Genomic DNA, 17,266 nt, shown 5'->3' on the forward strand with positions numbered 1-17,266 from the left:
GAACCATTCCGGAGCCGCCATGCCTGCCGCAAATGTCCAGTCCCCGCCGACAATTCCGCCGAGTTCATCGGTTGACGATGCGGCTGCGCCAGACGAACAGCCTCCGAGAATGGGTCCGCGCGATCCCCGGCATCTAGGAAAAATACTGCTGGAGGAGGGTGCCGTCAGCCACGCTCACCTGCTGAAGGCCATTGTCATGCGCAGACGACAGAACGTTCCGCTGGGGCAGATCCTGCTTGCGCAAGACTGGGTCACGGAAGCGAACCTCATCCACGCGCTGACGCGGCAATGGCGCACATCATCGGTTGATCCTGCGAAGTTTCCACCTGACGCGCGGCTGATCGACGAATTGGGCGCGGGCTTCTGTCTGAGAAACATGGTGTTGCCGTGGCGAAGGGTCGCCAATGTGACCTTCCTTGCCACCTCACGCCCAGAAAATTTCGAGGCAGTCAGGCAGAATCTTCCCGCTGGGTTCGGGCCGGTGAAAATGCTGCTGGCGACAGAAAGTGGCATTCTAGCCGCAATCATGGCACGCCGCTCGACCAGCCTGATCCGCCGGGCAGAGCAGAGCGTACAGGAATCCGAAAGCTGTCGGGGCGGCGGCAAGGGCTGGTTCGGCGCAGCGCTTGCCGCTGTAACCCTCTGCGGGGTTGCCGCGCCGAAGGCGACATTGGCTGCGTTGACCGTTTGGGTATCGCTCACGCTGCTTGCCTGTCTTGTGCTGAAAATCCTGGCATTCTGTGCGTCACTTGCCGCCACGGTCCAGGAAAGACGTGACCGGCACAGCATTGCGGCCGGCGCAATCACGCCCCCTCAACTAAAGGGGCCGCTACCTGTGATCTCCGTCATGGTTCCCCTTTTCCACGAGGATGGCGTTGCCGAAAAACTGATCGCGCGCCTTTCGCGCCTGGATTATCCACGGGAACTGACGGATATCCTGCTTGTCGCCGAGGAAAACGATGAGGTTACGCAAGCGGCGTTGAAAGGGATCGCGCTGCCGCATTGGATCAGGGTTGTCTCTGTTCCGCCCGGCCCGCTGCAAACCAAGCCGAGAGCACTGAATTACGCCCTCAACTTCTGCAGGGGTGACATTATCGGCATATGGGACGCCGAGGATCGGCCAGATCCCGACCAACTGCACAAGGTTGCGCGCGGCTTCGCCTTCGCCGGCAGCGATGTCGCCTGCCTTCAGGGACGGCTGGATTACTTTAACCCAAGAAGCAACTGGCTGGCCCGCTGTTTCACAATCGAATATGCAAGCTGGTTCCGGACCAATTTGCCGGGCATTGCGAGGCTGGGCCTTGTCGTGCCGCTTGGTGGTACCACGGTTTTCCTGCGCCGCAATGTTCTTGAAGAGATCGGGGCATGGGACGCATGGAACGTGACCGAAGACGCAGACCTAGGGGTCAGGCTGGCGCGTCGCGGCTGGCGGACGGAGCTGCTCGACACCACGACGGATGAAGAGGCAAATTGCCGGGTCATCCCGTGGATCAAGCAACGCTCTCGCTGGCTGAAGGGCTATGGCGCGACGTGGAGCGTGCATATGCGCAATCCGATGGCACTTTGGCGGGATCTCGGCCCGATGCGTTTTCTGGCGTTTCAGGTTCAGTTTCTTGGCACGCTGACCCAGTATCTTCTGGCCCCGGTGCTATGGAGTTTCTGGCTGCTTGCGCTTCATCTGCCGCATCCGATTACGAGAGGTTCGGATATTTCGATTGGTGGAAACACTCTGACCGCGCTTATCGCATTATTTGTTCTGTCAGAGATGGCCAGCCTCGCGATGAACCTCTGGTCAATTCGCGCGAAAAAGCATCGTCACCTGTGGTTTTGGACACTTACCCTGCCGCTCTACTTCCCGCTTGGATGTCTGGCGGCCTGGAAAGCGATATACGAAACCATCGCCCGGCCATTCTATTGGGACAAGACAGTGCACGGCATCTTCGAGGAAGCTGAAGAAGGTGATGCTTCCCTGGCCAATGCTGACAATGATGCCCGGCTACCTGTGATTGGGCAGATCGGAACTGCGAATGGGTCACAACGGGCAATGCAGCGCGTTGCAAAGGCTGGCTGAATTTATGGCGGATCGTTGCCAGCACACAGAACGCTGGCTCCTGCGCATCGTGACATGTCGAAGGTCAGGCACCGGATAAAGTCGGCTCAGCCGCCCGCTCTGAAGCGGCTTATGTTTTGCCTGCACCTTCGCCGATTGCGCGATCTATGATCTGGCCGGCAGTCTCGACCACAGTATCGAGACGCTTCTTCAATCCAGTAAGATTTTCGCAATCCGTTTCCCGCAGCAGGAACTCCTGCCCACCTGGGCCCAGATTGTCCATATTCAGCGCATTTTCGGTAAGCAGCCTGCCGGCGACCTGCAACCGCCACAAAAACCGCTGGGACGACAGCAGGGTTTCCACATCTTCTTTCGCCAGCAAACCAGTTCTGCCACCGGCGCGAAGTTGCGCCTCTGGCCCGCGCGCCGGATCGGCACCGCGCAAAGCAAAGCTCTGCCCCAGCAACTCGATATCCTGAAGCCTGCCACGCCCGATCTTTGCTTCCCATTCGCCATCCGGGGCCTTGGCTGCAAAGATGCGTTTGCGCATATCCGCCAGATCAGGCAGCACACGATCATCCGCGCCACGTTCGGCCAGGACCTCTACCCGAAGCGCCTCGACCTCATCGCCAAGCTGGGCGCCATCATCCCCGCAAACGGCGACAACACGGGCACGCGTCAGGGCCAAATGCTCCCACGTCCACGCCTCGGACATCTGATAATTGCGGAAAGACTGAACCGAAGTCGCGACCGGCCCCTGCCGACCAGAGGGACGCAGGCGCATATCGACTTCATACAGCCTGCCTGACGCGGTCTGGGCCGAAAGTGCCGTAATGAGCGACTGCGTCAGTCGCGCATACCACGCGCGCGGCGCAAGTGGTTTTCGACCATCAGATTCCTCAACACCGTCGGCATCGTAGATCACGATCAGATCAAGATCCGATAGCGCGTTCAGGCGCTGCGCACCAAGCGAGCCCATCCCCAAAACCACCGCACCCCTTCCGGGCGGAGAACCGTGTTTTTCCGAAAGCTGTCCCACGACAAGCGGAAGCAGCGCCGCAATCGCCGTATTCGCAATATCCGCATATTCTTTGCCGACCTGCGCTGCGTCCGAAAGCCCGCGCAAGTGGTGAACACCGATACGGAACTGCCAGTCATGCGCCCACCGCCTCGCTTCGTCGAGCGCACGCTCATAGCCGCCATCTCTGGCATTCATGCGCTGCTTCAGGCGCTGCTCCAACTCTTCCTTCAGCACGTCGGGTTTCGGCCACGGTGCGAAGAAAGACCCCGCGAGGACAGCATCCAGAACCTCGGGGTAACGCCCAAGATAGGCTGCCAGACCCGGTGCCGTGACGCAGATATCGACGATCAGATCGACAAGCTGCGGGTTCGCCTCAAACAACGAAAACAGCTGCACTCCGGCGGGAAGTTTCTGAAGGAAGCCATCAAAGCGAGAAAGCGCATCTTCCGGGTGCGCGGCACGCGACATCTTCCCCAGCAGGTCAGGCTTTATTCGGCGGAAAATCTGCTGCGCCCGTTCGGAACGCAGGGCTGCATAGCCATCCCATCGTTCAATGATGGTTTTTGCGTTATCAGAAAGTTCGGGCAAAGCGGCGCCGTCAGAAGGCGCGAAAAAAGCGTCCGTCAGCGTTTCGACACGCTCTAGCCGATCGAGCAGGGTCTGGCACCAGGCATCGACGTCGTCGGAACCGGACATATTTGCGATATTTTCCAACCCGTCGCGATCTTTCGGCAATTCGTGGGTTTGCGCGTCATTCACCATCTGGATGCGATGCTCGATATCGCGGTGCTGACGGTAGTGGTCCGTCAGCTCCTGCGCGATGTCGCCCGGAATCCAGTCTTTTTCCGCAAGCGCCGCCAATGCATCGACTGTACCCCGTTTGCGCAATTCGGGATCGCGACCGCCCGCGATAAGCTGCCGGGTCTGGGTGAAGAATTCGATCTCGCGAATGCCACCCTGCCCAAGCTTCATGTTGTGGCCGGGGATGGACAGCTTGCCGCCCAGCCCTTTGTGGTCGCGAATGCGCAGGCGCATGTCATGGGCGTCCTGAATGGCGGCGAAATCCAGATGCTTGCGCCAGACGAATGGGCGCAGATCGGCCAGAAAGCGATCCCCGGCCGCCAAATCGCCTGCGCAGGGCCGGGCTTTGATATAGGCCGCGCGTTCCCAAGTCCTGCCTTCAGCCTCGTAATAGGCCAATGCAGCATTTGCGGAGAGACACACCGGGGTGACCGCCGCGTCGGGACGCAGGCGCAGATCGGTGCGAAAGACATATCCATGTTCAGTGTTATCCGACAGCGTCGCGGCCATCTTTCGCGTCACCCGGATCAGCGATGCGCGCGCCTCGTTCCTGTCATCCTTTTCATAGGCCGCATCGTCATACAGTATGATCAGGTCGATGTCAGAGCTGTAATTCAGCTCTCCCGCGCCCATCTTGCCCATCGCCATCGCAAACATACCGGCGGCATCAGCATCCGTGGCGGGCAGTTTGCCGCGATCAACCTCTCGGCGCAGATGGGCGCGCAATGCAAGGTCAGTGGCGCGATCGGCGAACTCCGTCAAAGTGCCAGTGATCTTTTCCAGCGGCCAGACGCCGCCAAGGTCGGCGATTGCGGTAATCAGGGCGATCCGGCGCTTTGCCTGTCGCAGCGCGGGGCCGAGATCCTCCGCATCAAGCTCTGACGCGTCGGTCAGAACCTGAGAGACAATGCCATCACCTGTCGATTGCAGCGTATCAGCCAGCCAATCAGCCTCTTTCGACATCAGCGAAAAAAGGTAGGGGCTGCATCCGGCGGTTGCTGACAAAAGCTGCGTCAACTGTCCGTTGAAGCCGGAGAAAAGTGATTTCGCTTCATCAGCGCGCGCATGGTCATGCGCAATGGGAAGGCGGGTGATATGATCGGCGAAGCTCATAAACCGAGTTATGGCCGTGGGCGCAGAAACGTCAATTGCATCGCGATGCCGCTATCATCATATCAATACTTGGCCTCGGCATGCTCTGTTGCTACCGTCGCCGACAACAGTTGGGATCATACCTGCGAATGACAGCCGGACTGAACGATTGGCTCCGCAAAACTGAAGCGCGCGGAAATGCCGGACGGGGTGGACAATGCGCCACACGCTGACCCATGCGCCGCAGTTCTATGTCACGGCACCGCAACCCTGCCCGTATCTGCATGGCCGCGCCGAACGGAAGCTGTTCACTGCGCTTCATGCCGGAAACGCGCAAGAGCTGAACAATGCGCTTTCAAGGCAGGGCTTCCGTCGCTCACAAAATGTGCTGTACCGACCAAGCTGCGAAAGTTGCGTGGCCTGCATGTCTGCCCGTATCCGCGTTGCCGATTTTATTCCCAGCCGAACGCAGCGCCGCATCGCCAGGCGCAACAATGACCTCAAGCGGCTGCCGACAAGCGCATGGGCCACCGAAGAGCAGTTTGAGCTGTTCCGCCGCTATCTCGATCAACGCCATGCCGATGGCGGTATGGCCGATATGGATATCTTCGAATTCGCGGCGATGATCGAGGAAACGTCGGTCATGACGCGTGTCATTGAATATCGCGGGACAATCCCTGCCCCGAACGATGCTGGTGACCGGGACCGGACGGCGGATGATCTGGCTGCGGTTTGTCTGACTGACGTACTGGATGACGGTCTGTCACTCGTCTACAGCTTCTTTGATCCCAGACTGTCCGCGCGCAGCCTTGGCACATATATCATACTGGACCACATCGCCCTCGCACGGGAAAGCGGCCTGCCCTATGTCTATCTGGGATACTGGGTGCCCGGCAGCCGCAAGATGGACTACAAAAGCCGTTTCGCTGCACTCGAAATCTATAAGGGCGGGGTGTGGCAGGATATGGGGAATCCTTCTGATCACTCGGACGAAGCGCACCCCCTCGCCGTGGATCCTATCGTCGAACAGGTGGCCCGCATTGACCTTCCCTGAACACGAAATAATATTACCCGATAAGGTCATTTTGCGTCATTTTTCTTCACTTTGACCATTGACCCTTCGGCTCACCGACCATAATTTGCGGCGGCGCGGCATCATCGCCGCGTGTTTTCGCTGCGCCGGCAATGGCGCGATTGAAAGATGAGGTAGGTCCCATGTCCCGAAAAATGACGGGTGCGAGAATGGTTGTCGAAGCGCTGCGCGATCAGGGCGTCGACACGGTATTCGGCTATCCGGGCGGGGCTGTGCTACCGATTTATGACGAACTGTTTCAGCAAAACGACATTCAGCATATTCTCGTCCGCCACGAGCAGGGCGCCGTTCATATGGCAGAGGGCTATGCCCGTTCGACTGGCAAGCCAGGTGTGGTCATCGTGACCTCTGGTCCCGGTGCGACGAATGCCGTTACCGGAATGACGGATGCGCTTCTCGATTCCATTCCGCTTGTAGTGCTGTCCGGGCAGGTTCCGACGTTTCTGGTCGGTACCGATGGTTTTCAGGAGGCCGATACCGTCGGCATCACCCGCCCATGCTCGAAGCATAACTGGCTGGTGAAGGATACCGGCAAGCTGTCACAGACCATCCATCACGCCTTCAACGTCGCCACTTCGGGCCGACCCGGTCCGGTGCTGATCGATATCCCTAAAGACGTTCAGTTTGCCGAAGCTGAATATATCGGACCGAAGCAAGTCGATACGAGCAACTATCAACCGCGCAAAAAAGGCGATCTGGACGCGATCACCCGGCTGGTCGAACTGATAGAACGGGCAGAGCGTCCGATCTTCTATACCGGCGGCGGCGTCATCAATTCCGGCCCCGGTGCCAGCCAGCTTCTGCGTGAACTGGTCGATGCCACGGGCTTCCCGATCACCTCTACCCTGATGGGGTTGGGCGCCTATCCCGCGTCGGGCCAGAACTGGCTGGGAATGCTGGGAATGCACGGGATGTATGAGGCGAATCTGGCCATGCATGGCTGCGACCTTATGATCGCTGTCGGGGCGCGGTTTGACGACCGCATCACCGGGCGAGTCGCTGATTTCAGCCCCGATTCAGTCAAGGCGCAGATCGATATCGACCCCTCCTCGATCAACAAGGTCGTCCATGTCGAACTTCCCATTCAGGGCGATGTCGGCCATGTGCTGGAAGATGTGCTGAAGATCTGGAAGTCTCGCGGCCGCAAGACAAATGCCGAGCCTGTCCGCAAATGGTGGTCACAGATCGAACAATGGCGCGAGGTGAAATGCCTCTCTTACACGAACTCTGATTCAATCATCAAACCCCAATTCGCGCTTGAGCGGCTTGAGGCACTGACGAAGGACCGCGACCGCTATATCGCGACAGAGGTCGGACAGCACCAAATGTGGGCGGCGCAGTACCTTCACTTCAATGACCCGAATCGCTGGATGACCTCTGGCGGTCTTGGCACGATGGGATATGGCCTGCCGGCATCCGTTGGTGTGCAGGTCGCCCACCCCGAAGCGTTGGTGATCAATGTCGCCGGTGATGCGAGCTGGCTGATGAACATGCAGGAAATGGGCACCGCGGTTCAGTTTCGTGCGCCGGTCAAGCAGTTCATCCTGAACAACGAGCGCCTTGGCATGGTGCGCCAGTGGCAGCAATTGCTGCATGGAGAGCGATATTCGCAATCATGGTCCGACAGTCTGCCCGACTTCGTGAAACTGGCCGAGGCTTTTGGCTGCAAGGGTCGTCAGGTCAGCGACCCGGCCGAACTGGACGATGCGATTCAGGAAATGATCGAGTATGACGGACCGTTCATTCTGGATGTGCTGGTCGAGAAACATGAAAACTGCTTCCCGATGATCCCTTCGGGCAAACCGCATAATGAAATGCTCTTGTCCCCTGAGACTGAAGCGTTCAGCGGCGGCGCGGCACTGGTTTAAGAGGGGAAGATCATGGTTCTTGATATCAAACAGGGCTCCTCCAGCCATTCAGCCTATGATCTGCGCGATCCAAACGCGCAGATCGAGGAGCGGCATACCCTTGCGGTCCTTGTGGAAAACGAACCCGGTGTTCTGGCCCGCGTGATCGGTCTGTTTTCTGGCCGCGGCTATAACATTGACAGCCTGACTGTGGCCGAGACGGATCACGAAGGGCATCTGTCGCGCATCACGATTGTGACCCGCGGGACACCCTCGGTCATCGTGCAGATCAAGGCACAGCTTGGCCGGATCGTCCCGGTTCATGAAGTTCACGACCTGACAGCCGAAGGACCGAGTGTCGAGCGTGAACTGGGTCTGTTCAAGGTTTCGGGGACGGGTGATCACCGCGTCGAGGCCCTTCGTATAGCCGAGATATTTCGCGCGAATGTCGTCGATTCGACGCTTCAAAGCTTTGTCTTTGAGATCACCGGGACGCCGGAAAAACTGGACGCGTTTGCCGAATTGATGCGCCCCTTGGGCCTCAGCGATCAGGCGCGTACCGGCGTCGCGGCCCTTGCACGGGGCACCTGACGTTCCTGCTACGGCCTGCGCAAGCCCGCGCTTTACAAGGTCGGGCCGCGCAAGGATCAGGAGTTCACGACTGACGACAGATAATGCATCCCTTCATCATCGTCATGTTCTGTTGCGTGCAACTTGGGCGAATCGTTGCGTGAGACAATTTCCAGATGAGAGCTGGGCCGGTTGGTCTTCCCCAGCAAGGCGTCCGGCAGTTGAGGGCAAACCTTTTGTTCAAGAACACGGGCCGAATGAGCCTGCCGAAGATTTCCGATGGTTTCGCATTCCAGACGCAGCAGATCACCGGGCACCGGCCAGTCCGCCTCCTCCAGAAGGTTGTCGCGACCACGCAGATAAGCCAGTGGCCCCTGATCCTCACACCAGATCACGGCTTTCCGACTTGATTCGCTGCTCCAGATAACGACGCCAATCATGCATATCTCCTGAATGTGCATTCGCTTCAACGACGCACTCAAATCACTCACGAACCGTCTCTGGCAAGTCCGCTCGAACGCCCACCATAGTTGCAAACAGCAACTATTTCCGGCCCGTCACCTAACCTAAGTTAGCCAGTTTAACCAGCTTCACGTGGACAAGAATGCAATCTTTTCACGTATGGTCAACACCATTCAGGAAATTTTTTTCTTAATAATCAGTACAATGCCGATTCCAACCCAAAAATTTCGTTAACGGAGTGTTAACGTTTCTTAATATTTTGGGCGGGGAAAAAAGTTTTCATCTTGTCCGACCTGCACGCACATCTGCGACCGCTCTTTGCACTTGCCCCATGCGCGCTGACGTCGACGGATGAGAACCAAGGATTCGGTCGCCCGGATCAGGCATTCTGCGGAAGAACTCTGCGCCATTAACCGGGTCATACCCCGCATTCAGCGTAACGATGGCGCCCATATAGTCGGCCTGCAGTTCCCAATCGCGCGAATAGACGCGCGATCCCACGGAAGCACCAACACGCTGAATAGAACTAATCGTCGACGAATCAGCACCGGCCGCCGCCGCCAACCCACCCAGAATAACTGCCCCCGCCGTCGCAGAGCTCGCCTTGCGATCAAGGTGGTTCAGGATGTGGTGGCTGGCTTCATGTCCCACGACAAAGGCCAGTTCGTCAGCATTTCGCGCCGCCGCGATCAGCGAGACGGTGAAACCGATGATCGGTCGACCGGAACTGTCCAGCGTCTGGAAGGCGTTAGGCTCCAGCTCAAGCCGGTCATCGACTACAAACTGATAGTCGCAATTGATATTAGCTGTCCTCCGGGCTACGCATTCACGTTCTACCGCAGGCTCCATCCGCCGGATGACGCTGATAAAGTTCCGTGCCGCCTCACGCGGCGATCTTGGCGTCGTTCGGGAAGGAGCGCTAACGGTCGTCACCTGTGTCTGCTGCCGCGGCGTAGGGACATTCGGCGTTTCACTGACCTGAACCGGAGCACAGGCGGAAAGGGCGGCCACCCCAAGAATGGAAAGGAACGCAAGACGAAAGAACTTCAGGCACATCATAAATTTTCCGCTTAGGTTTCGCTGGCAAGAATAGAGAAGCACCCCTTGCGAGGCAAATCAGTTCCGTTCACTTTCGAACTGAAACTTCAAACAATCCAAGCAAAGGCAGGCACAATGTTCACAATCGAACACGATTTCGACGCGACAGTCATCACGCTGATTGACGAGCCTGACACCGCGCCGCTGCAAGGCGATGTTGTTATCACGACTTTCGATGATCGCGTCGTTCTGCGGCAGGACGAACCCGATGGCGACCGATACAGTGAGATCACGCTGAGTATGCGTCAGCTCGACGAACTGCGCGCGGCACTGAACCTGCCAGAGGGTGGCTACAGGCTGGAGAAGCGCTGATTTTCACCCGACTGTTCGCGGCGAATACCGGCCCGTGACACATCAACTCTGGCCGCCACGGGCAGAATGGTGCTGGCGGCACTTGGCTTGCCGGGGATGTTTGACTAGGTGAGCGGGTGAAGGAGAATATGATGACAGAAGCACACACCGCTGCGATTCAGTTCCTGCGAGAGCGCCGTTCTCATCCGCCAGCGACCCTGACCCTGCCAGGCCCGTCTGATGCCGAGTTGGCAGACTTGCTGGAGATGGCCGCGCGTGTGCCCGATCACGGCAAGCTTGAACCCTGGCGCTTTATCGTCCTGCGCGGCGCCGCTCTTGACCGGATCGCGCCGCAGGTCACCGCGGCATCGCTTGCCGCTGGCAATATGCCTGAGAAGGCTGAAAAGCACGGTCAGTCCTTCCGCGTCCCAGTCGTCGTTGCGGTGGTATTTGCGCCTGTCGAAAGCGACAAGATACCTGAATGGGAACAGTATCTTTCAGCAGGTGCGGTCTGCCTCGGTCTCGTCAACGCGGCACTCGCAAGCGGCTTCGGCGCAAGCTGGCTGACGGGCGTCGCAACCGCCGACGCGTTCGCCAGAAAAAATCTGGGCCTGGGCGACACAGAAAAGGTCGTCGGATTCATCCACATGGGCAGCCGGGGCGCCACGACACCGCCAGAGCGCCCGCGTCCGGACATCGCTGCCAAGACGACCTTCCTCGAATGATCTGGATGCGCGCACTGGCGCTTGGCTGGGGCGACCTTTTCAGGCCTAGCGTGTTCGGCCTCGTCCTGCGCGGCATCGGGCTAACGATCCTGCTGTTCCTTGCGCTCCACACAGTGCTTTTCTGGGGCTTCCGCGAGTTTATCTCGGGCGAGGCGTGGTTGCCGTTCATCGGAGACGTGCCGCTGGGTTCGCTCTTAGGCTGGGGAAGCCTGATCTTGTTGCCGTTCGTCGGCATCTTCCTGATGGCGCCGGTCGCCGCAGCCTTTTCGGGCTTCTACGCCGACCGCGTCGCTGGCGAGGTCGAGGCGACACATTATCCCCGCCGTCAGGGCGCTTCGCCGGATTTCTGGGACAGTTTGCTGGAATCTGCGGCAATCATGGGGGCGGTTTTGCTGGTCACCATTGCTACATTACTGGCGACGCCGATACTCGGCCCGCTGGCACCCGTGGTCTTCTATGGCGCGAATGGCTGGCTGCTGGGCCGAGAGTTTTTTCAGATGGCCGCAAACCGCCATATGGAATCAGACGCCGCGTCAGCGCTGCGTCGTCAGAACGCGGCAACTGTCACCATGCTTGGGATCGCCATCGCCTTTGCCCTGACGGTGCCGATCCTGAACATCGCCATTCCGGTGCTGGCCGCCGCCGCTTTCACACATCTGTTTCAGATCATCAGCGAATAAGCTGATCCCAGCCCATCACGTCTTCGCGCGTGACTATGCCGCTGAGAATGACATAGGCACACACCGCCCAGAGAATCGCGGAAATCGCCGTCGACCAAAGCATCTTTCGCCCCAGTCTCGGCTTATGCGGAGCACCGCGCGGCGTACCCGGAACGACCTCTCCTGCCTCATCCTGGCTGACCTCACCAATCGGAAGCAGCACGAACAGGGTCAGAAACCACAATACCGCGTACAGAACGATGCCGCCGGTCAGATTCATGTCGCATCTCCTGCTTGGCTTGGTATGGCGATCACGGTCTGTGAAGATGCCTGCGCGGTTCTCTATTACCTGTCGGATGGGATTCCAAGGCAATCCACGACATTAACCAAGCCTTAGCGATTGCTGCCTTAGCCTGCATCTATCCGTTGATTCCAGAAAGGGATGGAAGAATGCAAAGCGAGATGAACAGCTTCGTCGCAGAACCGGCCATCTGGCAAGCACAACTGCCCAACCGCCCCCTGTCGGGGCTGACGGTTCTCCTGGTTGAAGATTCGCGCTACGCGTCAGAGGCGATCCGGCTTCTGTGCTTGCGCTCCGGCGCGCGGATTCGCCGCGCTGACCGGGTTCAGACCGCAATGCGCCATTTGCAGACATATCGACCGAATATCGTATTGGTAGATATGGGCCTGCCAGACGGCGACGGTGCCAGCCTGATTCGCCGAATAAAGGCGGCGGGCGATCAGACGCCACTTGTCCTCGGTATCTCCGGCGATCCGGAGCTTGAAGATGCGGCGATCTCTGCTGGTGCGGCTGGCTTTGTTTCCAAACCCATCGACAGCCTCGCTGCATTTCAGGAAACGCTTCTTGCGGCACTGCCGGATCGTGGCACGCGTTCGGGGCCACGGCTGTTGCCGAATGAGGTGGTGACGCCCGACCCCCGTGCGTTGCGAGAAGACCTTACGCATGTTGCCGATGTGCTGACCGATGCACGCGACGGCGCGTCCATAGACTATATCGCGCGCTTCCTGACTGGCGTTGCACGGTCGGCACATGATACGCCGCTGGCCCAAGCGGCCGCCGCACTCGCCCGCGATCACGAGGCAGGCCGCGGGGTGGCCACCGACCTGACGCGAATCAGTGGTATGGTTCATGAGCGTCTGATTGCTGCGAGCCGTCTGTAGTGCGTTGTAATCGCAATCTGGTGGTGGGATGGCTCGCCCCCGCCGGACCTTCGGCGCAGAGCAAGAGTTAACATCCGCCTACGGACCGGCCTTTGTCCCAGCACTCGGGCTCAATGCAAGCTGCAACTGCCGGACAATCGGTTCAGTCAGCTTCGAAAGACTGGTTCTCTGCCTGCCGTTTTCGTCGAAGTTTCCGGGTGCAAGCCAGTCAGAATAGGCTGGCGCAAGCCGTTCCCAGTCGCCATCAGTCATCGCGAACCATGCCGTGTCACGGTTGCGGCCCTTGATGATCATGTGGTTGCGAAATGTGCCCTCGAACAGGAACCCATATCGCCGCGCCGCACGTCGCGAGGCCGTGTTCAGCGCGTTGCACTTCCATTCAACCCGGCGATACCCGGCACCGAATGCCCAGCTGATCATCAGCATCAGCGCTTCGGAAGCCGCGCGGCTGCGTTGCGCCGCGGATCCGATCATGACATTGCCGATTTCCAATACGCCGTTGGCTGCATCCATCCGCATGAAAGAGGCATAGCCGAATCCCTGCCCTGTGGCGCTGTCGACAAAGGCATAGAACACCGCATCGGATGCGACCGCCTGCGCCATCCAGTCCCGCATATCATCAACGCTGCGAAACGGCCCATTGCTCATGTAGTCCCAAAGGGATTGATCCGCCTGCGTCGCGGCAAATATCTCTTCTGCATGACGGTCAGGATTCAGCCGTTCCAGACGAAGATATCGCCCACCGATGACCTCGGGCCCCGGCGCAGGCGGGGCCTGCCAATTGCTGAGTTCGTCACCCAAGGGCCGTTCGGTATCATACGCTGACATGGCGGAAGAGTATCCGCCATGCCGCAACCCGCAAGCGCATTCTCACCCGCGCCGGGGCGACGGCTCATTCGACCCTAACACTCCGCTCATGGCGATCAACGGATGTGAGCGCCGCATGGGTGTGTCCTATTCTTTCGGCAGCACGCGCAGGCGCAGTTCACGAAGCTGTTCGTTGGTGGGATCACTTGGCGCGTTCATCATCAGATCTTCCGCCCGCTGGTTCATCGGGAACATGATGACCTCGCGGATATTCTGCTCATCCGCCAGCAGCATCACGATCCGGTCGATGCCAGCCGCGCAGCCCCCGTGGGGCGGTGCGCCATAGCGGAAGGCCTTGACCATGCCGCCAAAGCGGTTCTCGACCTCGGACGCCGGATAGCCCGCCAGCTCAAACGCCTTGAACATGATCTCCGGCTTGTGGTTCCGGATCGCGCCCGAGATCAGTTCATAGCCGTTGCAGGCCAGATCGTATTGATAGCCCTTCACCTCAAGCGGGTCGCCATTCAGCGCCTCCATCCCGCCTTGCGGCATGGAAAACGGATTGTGGCTGAAGTCGATCTTGCCCTCGTCGTCCTTCTCATACATCGGGAAATCGACGATCCAGGCGAATTTGAACTGGTTTTCGTCGGTCAGACCCAGTTCGCGCCCGATCTCGTTCCGCGCCCGGCCCGCAACCGCCTCGAACTGCTCGGGCTTGCCACCAAGGAAGAAGGCCGCATCGCCCTCACCCAGACCAAGCTGCTGGCGGATCGCCTCGGTCCGTTCCGGGCCGATATTCTTGGCGATGGGGCCGGCCGCTTCCATGCCGTTCTCACCCTTGCGCCAGAAGATATACCCCATCCCCGGCAACCCTTCCTTCTGGGCAAAGGCGTTCATCCGGTCGGCAAACTTGCGGCTGCCGCCCGTGGGGGCGGGAATGGCGCGCACCTCGGTCCCGTCCTGCTCCAGCAGCTTGGCGAAGATAGCGAAGCCGGAACCGCGGAAATGGTCGGACACCACCTGCATCTCGATCGGGTTGCGCAGGTCGGGCTTGTCGCTGCCATATTTCAGCATCGCCTCGGCATAGGGGATGCGCGGCCAGTCCGCGTCAACCCGGCGCCCGCCGCCAAATTCCTCGAACAGGCCCTGAATCACGGGCTGGATGGCCGCAAAGACGTCCTCTTGCTCGACAAAGCTCATTTCCACGTCAAGCTGATAGAAATCGGTGGGGCTGCGGTCGGCGCGCGGGTCTTCGTCGCGGAAACAGGGTGCGATCTGGAAATAGCGGTCGAAACCCGCCACCATGATCAGCTGCTTGAACTGCTGCGGGGCCTGCGGCAGCGCGTAGAACTTGCCGGGATGCAGGCGCGAAGGAACCAGGAAATCGCGCGCGCCTTCGGGGCTGCTGGCGGTGATGATCGGGGTCTGGAATTCGGTGAAACCGGTATCCCACATACGGTTGCGCAAAGACCGGATCACCTTGGAGCGCAGCATGATATTGTTGTGCAGGCTTTCCCGACGCAGATCGAGGAAGCGGTAGGTCAGGCGCGTTTCTTCCGGATAATCCTGATCGCCGAAGACCGGCAGGGGCAGTTCGTCGGCAGGGCCAAGCACTTCCAGTTCGGTCGCGTAAACCTCAATATCGCCGGTGGGCAGCTTGGGGTTGCGCAGCGCCTCATCCCGCATCTTTACGCGGCCATCGATGCGGATCACGGTTTCCGCCCGCAGTTTCTCCATCGCGGCAAAGGCCGGGCTGTCGCTGTCGGCCAGCACCTGTGTCATGCCGTAATGATCGCGCAGATCGACGAACAGGACCCCCCCGTGATCGCGGACGCGGTGGACCCAGCCCGACAGGCGGACGGTTTCCCCGGCATTGGCGGCAGTCAGTTCGGCGCAGGTATGGCTGCGATAAGCATGCATGGCGGACCTCTTTCGTTCAGCCCCCGCATGAACAGCGGGAACAGGGCGAAGTCAAGGCGCAGCCTGCGTGGAATGCCCTGTCCGCCGGCCTAGAATGGCCTTGTGACCGCGCCAGAGTAGAAATACTCCCCCATCCCGACGGCGAAAAGGATGTTTCCGGCAATGGCGTGCAACGCCCAGGCATAGGGGAAGCCGCGGCGCAGATAGCCGACGGCAAAGGCCAGCCCGCCGGCAAAGGTGAACAGCGCTACGATCCAGCTCCAATACATCAGATGGGCGAGGCTGAAGATCGCGGCGTTGATCAGCACCGCCTGACCGGGCCCTGAAAACAACCTGCCAAAGCGGTGAAAGAACAGGACGCGGAAAATCAGTTCCTGCGGAAGTGCCGAAAGCAAAGGGTAGAACAGCCAGATTACCAGTATGAAACGTGTATTACCGCGCAGAAACCGGAACAGGGCGTCCGGCGCGGTCAGGTAAAGCGTGACGACCGATGCAGCGAATGTGATCGCGGAGAAGGCAAAGAAAATGCGCCAGTCAAACCGCCCCCAGCCCAAAAGCAGGGCGCGCCAGTTGAAGCCACCCGTATACCAAAGCAGCCCCAGCCCCGCCAAAGAGAACAGCGCCAGCGATTCGAAAAGGTAGCTGGGCGGCATGAAAATAGCGATGGCGACCGGGATCACCACGAAAAGCGTGACGAATTCGGCAATCAAGCGGGTCCGGCCATGCTGACCGGGCCCTGCCCAGACAAAACGCTCGCGCCTCAGCGCACCAGACGTCTGTTCAACCATGCGCGCCATTCTCCTGCGCTGCCAGCGAAGGCGTTGATATCAACATTGCCCCTGATTCCGGGGACGCTGCCCGTGCCGGTATATTGCCAGAAGGTCCAGCGTTGGCCGGGATAGACCTGACGCGGATGACCCGCGACAGAGCGCAGCCAGAACTCTGCATTCAGACGGCCAATCCCGGTGTCACGGTAGAAATCGACCGTGGTGTAGACGATGGGCCGCTGGCCATAATGGCGCTCAAGAATCGACAGGAAGATAGATGCCTCTCGCAGGATTTCCGCCGATCCGGGGCGGCGCGGGCAGGTGCGCGAATTCGTCCACTCAATGTCCAGGACCGGGGGCAGAGAGCCGCGCTCTCGTGGGACATTGCGGATATACCACGCGGCCTGCTGGGCCCCTGTGCGGCAGAAATAGTAGTAGTGATAGGCCCCGCGCGGAATGCGGGCGGCACCAGCTTCACGCCAGTAACGCTGGAATTCGGGATCGGCGTGGTCCCCGCCTTCGGTCGCTTTTAGAAAGGCGAAGCTGACGCCAGAGCGGCGCACGGTATCCCAGTCGATACGGCCCTGCCAACGCGAAATGTCGATGCCATGAACCGGCAGATTGTATGGATGCCCGCCCACCCATTGATGCGGCGCGTTATCGCCCAGTCGCGGAACGGCACCCCCGACCCAGCCGCCGCCTCCGCCGCCAGTGTTTACGACGGCCCGCTGACCGCCGCCGCAGGCTGCCAGAAGCATCAGGGTCAATGCGGAAATGATGGTGACGATGCGCTTCATATTGCCCCTCGATAAATCGGTTTTCCAACTTATCGCAGTGCGTCGGCGCAAAGTCACGACCACCTTTACCTCACGAAATCGTCA

General features: G+C 59.5%; 16 protein-coding genes. 8 read left to right on the top strand and 8 right to left on the bottom strand.

Going from position 1 to position 17,266, the window contains the following annotated elements; genetic code table 11:
- Positions 1–19 precede the first annotated feature (19 nt).
- Positions 20–2,071: a glycosyltransferase gene (locus PAF20_RS12260; RefSeq protein WP_271070914.1), complete on the top strand. Its 2,052-nt coding sequence runs from the start codon at positions 20–22 to the stop codon at positions 2,069–2,071.
- Positions 2,072–2,180: 109 nt separating this feature from the next.
- Here the strand turns inward: PAF20_RS12260 and glnE are convergent, their stop codons facing one another.
- Positions 2,181–4,985, bottom strand: a complete 2,805-nt coding sequence (glnE, locus tag PAF20_RS12265; RefSeq protein WP_271070915.1) for a bifunctional [glutamate--ammonia ligase]-adenylyl-L-tyrosine phosphorylase/[glutamate--ammonia-ligase] adenylyltransferase — start codon at positions 4,983–4,985, stop codon at positions 2,181–2,183.
- A gap of 196 nt (positions 4,986–5,181) precedes the next feature.
- Between glnE and PAF20_RS12270 the strand changes: the two genes are divergently transcribed.
- The 3 genes from PAF20_RS12270 (at position 5,182) to ilvN (ending at position 8,495) form a co-directional block, all read left to right on the top strand.
- The gene (locus PAF20_RS12270; protein ID WP_271070916.1) at positions 5,182–6,018 is read left to right on the top strand and encodes an arginyltransferase; all 837 of its coding nucleotides are present in this window, start codon (positions 5,182–5,184) and stop codon (positions 6,016–6,018) included.
- A gap of 161 nt (positions 6,019–6,179) precedes the next feature.
- Positions 6,180–7,925 carry an acetolactate synthase 3 large subunit gene (locus PAF20_RS12275; protein ID WP_271070917.1) on the top strand — a complete coding sequence of 582 codons (1,746 nt, stop codon included), beginning with the start codon at positions 6,180–6,182 and terminating at the stop codon, positions 7,923–7,925.
- A 9-nt stretch (positions 7,926–7,934) separates the two neighbouring features.
- Positions 7,935–8,495: an acetolactate synthase small subunit gene (gene ilvN, locus PAF20_RS12280; protein ID WP_271073325.1), complete on the top strand. Its 561-nt coding sequence runs from the start codon at positions 7,935–7,937 to the stop codon at positions 8,493–8,495.
- 56 nt (positions 8,496–8,551) lie between these two features.
- Here ilvN and PAF20_RS12285 read toward each other — a convergent pair whose 3' ends face one another.
- Positions 8,552–8,914 (bottom strand): hypothetical protein, encoded by a 363-nt coding sequence (locus PAF20_RS12285; RefSeq protein WP_271070918.1) that lies wholly within the window; start codon positions 8,912–8,914, stop codon positions 8,552–8,554.
- Positions 8,915–9,215: 301 nt separating this feature from the next.
- Positions 9,216–9,995, bottom strand: a complete 780-nt coding sequence (locus PAF20_RS12290) for a M48 family metalloprotease (RefSeq protein ID WP_271070919.1) — start codon at positions 9,993–9,995, stop codon at positions 9,216–9,218.
- Between the two features lie 114 nt (positions 9,996–10,109).
- Between PAF20_RS12290 and PAF20_RS12295 the strand changes: the two genes are divergently transcribed.
- The 3 genes from PAF20_RS12295 to PAF20_RS12305 all read left to right on the top strand — a co-directional run bounded on the left by PAF20_RS12295 (position 10,110) and on the right by PAF20_RS12305 (position 11,730).
- A complete protein-coding gene (locus PAF20_RS12295; RefSeq protein WP_271070920.1) occupies positions 10,110–10,346 on the top strand; it encodes a DUF8831 family protein in 237 nt (78 codons plus the stop codon).
- 131 nt (positions 10,347–10,477) lie between these two features.
- Positions 10,478–11,050 carry a nitroreductase family protein gene (locus PAF20_RS12300; protein WP_271070921.1) on the top strand — a complete coding sequence of 191 codons (573 nt, stop codon included), beginning with the start codon at positions 10,478–10,480 and terminating at the stop codon, positions 11,048–11,050.
- Positions 11,047–11,730, top strand: a complete 684-nt coding sequence (locus PAF20_RS12305) for an EI24 domain-containing protein (RefSeq protein WP_271070922.1) — start codon at positions 11,047–11,049, stop codon at positions 11,728–11,730. The genes PAF20_RS12300 and PAF20_RS12305 overlap by 4 nt, the downstream gene beginning before the upstream one ends.
- On the opposite strand, the gene PAF20_RS12310 is transcribed toward PAF20_RS12305, so the two are convergent.
- The gene (locus tag PAF20_RS12310; protein ID WP_271070923.1) at positions 11,720–11,989 is read right to left on the bottom strand and encodes a DUF1467 family protein; all 270 of its coding nucleotides are present in this window, start codon (positions 11,987–11,989) and stop codon (positions 11,720–11,722) included. The two genes, PAF20_RS12305 and PAF20_RS12310, sit on opposite strands and share 11 nt — an antisense overlap.
- A gap of 170 nt (positions 11,990–12,159) precedes the next feature.
- Here PAF20_RS12310 and PAF20_RS12315 point away from each other — a divergent pair, with 170 nt between their 5' ends.
- On the top strand, positions 12,160–12,891 hold the full coding sequence (locus PAF20_RS12315) for a response regulator (RefSeq protein WP_271070924.1): 732 nt from the start codon (positions 12,160–12,162) through the stop codon (positions 12,889–12,891).
- Between the two features lie 78 nt (positions 12,892–12,969).
- Here PAF20_RS12315 and PAF20_RS12320 read toward each other — a convergent pair whose 3' ends face one another.
- The 4 genes from PAF20_RS12320 to PAF20_RS12335 all read right to left on the bottom strand — a co-directional run bounded on the left by PAF20_RS12320 (position 12,970) and on the right by PAF20_RS12335 (position 17,182).
- Positions 12,970–13,719, bottom strand: a complete 750-nt coding sequence (locus PAF20_RS12320) for a GNAT family N-acetyltransferase (protein WP_271070925.1) — start codon at positions 13,717–13,719, stop codon at positions 12,970–12,972.
- A 126-nt stretch (positions 13,720–13,845) separates the two neighbouring features.
- Entirely contained in the window at positions 13,846–15,618 is a 1,773-nt protein-coding gene (gene aspS, locus PAF20_RS12325) for an aspartate--tRNA ligase (protein ID WP_271070926.1), read from the bottom strand.
- An 89-nt stretch (positions 15,619–15,707) separates the two neighbouring features.
- Positions 15,708–16,406, bottom strand: a complete 699-nt coding sequence (locus PAF20_RS12330; RefSeq protein ID WP_271070927.1) for a CPBP family intramembrane glutamic endopeptidase — start codon at positions 16,404–16,406, stop codon at positions 15,708–15,710.
- The gene (locus PAF20_RS12335; RefSeq protein WP_271070928.1) at positions 16,379–17,182 is read right to left on the bottom strand and encodes a glycoside hydrolase family 25 protein; all 804 of its coding nucleotides are present in this window, start codon (positions 17,180–17,182) and stop codon (positions 16,379–16,381) included. The genes PAF20_RS12330 and PAF20_RS12335 overlap by 28 nt, the downstream gene beginning before the upstream one ends.
- Between the last annotated feature and the right edge of the window lie 84 nt (positions 17,183–17,266).

This window comes from Paracoccus albus (assembly GCF_027913035.1).
GTDB classification, from domain to species: Bacteria; Pseudomonadota; Alphaproteobacteria; order Rhodobacterales; family Rhodobacteraceae; genus Paracoccus; species Paracoccus albus.

Excerpts from the sequence above, each read along its gene's own strand:
- PAF20_RS12310 (WP_271070923.1), bottom strand. The coding sequence starts at position 11,989 with ATGAATCTGACCGGCGGCATCGTTCTGTACGCGGTATTGTGGTTTCTG.
- PAF20_RS12260 (WP_271070914.1), top strand. The coding sequence starts at position 20 with ATGCCTGCCGCAAATGTCCAGTCCCCGCCGACAATTCCGCCGAGTTCA.
- PAF20_RS12275 (WP_271070917.1), top strand. The coding sequence starts at position 6,180 with ATGTCCCGAAAAATGACGGGTGCGAGAATGGTTGTCGAAGCGCTGCGC.
- PAF20_RS12330 (WP_271070927.1), bottom strand. The coding sequence starts at position 16,406 with ATGGTTGAACAGACGTCTGGTGCGCTGAGGCGCGAGCGTTTTGTCTGG.
- PAF20_RS12305 (WP_271070922.1), top strand. The coding sequence starts at position 11,047 with ATGATCTGGATGCGCGCACTGGCGCTTGGCTGGGGCGACCTTTTCAGG.
- glnE (WP_271070915.1), bottom strand. The coding sequence starts at position 4,985 with ATGAGCTTCGCCGATCATATCACCCGCCTTCCCATTGCGCATGACCAT.
- PAF20_RS12335 (WP_271070928.1), bottom strand. The coding sequence starts at position 17,182 with ATGAAGCGCATCGTCACCATCATTTCCGCATTGACCCTGATGCTTCTG.
- PAF20_RS12300 (WP_271070921.1), top strand. The coding sequence starts at position 10,478 with ATGACAGAAGCACACACCGCTGCGATTCAGTTCCTGCGAGAGCGCCGT.
- PAF20_RS12290 (WP_271070919.1), bottom strand. The coding sequence starts at position 9,995 with ATGATGTGCCTGAAGTTCTTTCGTCTTGCGTTCCTTTCCATTCTTGGG.
- aspS (WP_271070926.1), bottom strand. The coding sequence starts at position 15,618 with ATGCATGCTTATCGCAGCCATACCTGCGCCGAACTGACTGCCGCCAAT.
- PAF20_RS12295 (WP_271070920.1), top strand. The coding sequence starts at position 10,110 with ATGTTCACAATCGAACACGATTTCGACGCGACAGTCATCACGCTGATT.
- PAF20_RS12270 (WP_271070916.1), top strand. The coding sequence starts at position 5,182 with ATGCGCCACACGCTGACCCATGCGCCGCAGTTCTATGTCACGGCACCG.
- PAF20_RS12320 (WP_271070925.1), bottom strand. The coding sequence starts at position 13,719 with ATGTCAGCGTATGATACCGAACGGCCCTTGGGTGACGAACTCAGCAAT.
- PAF20_RS12285 (WP_271070918.1), bottom strand. The coding sequence starts at position 8,914 with ATGATTGGCGTCGTTATCTGGAGCAGCGAATCAAGTCGGAAAGCCGTG.
- PAF20_RS12315 (WP_271070924.1), top strand. The coding sequence starts at position 12,160 with ATGCAAAGCGAGATGAACAGCTTCGTCGCAGAACCGGCCATCTGGCAA.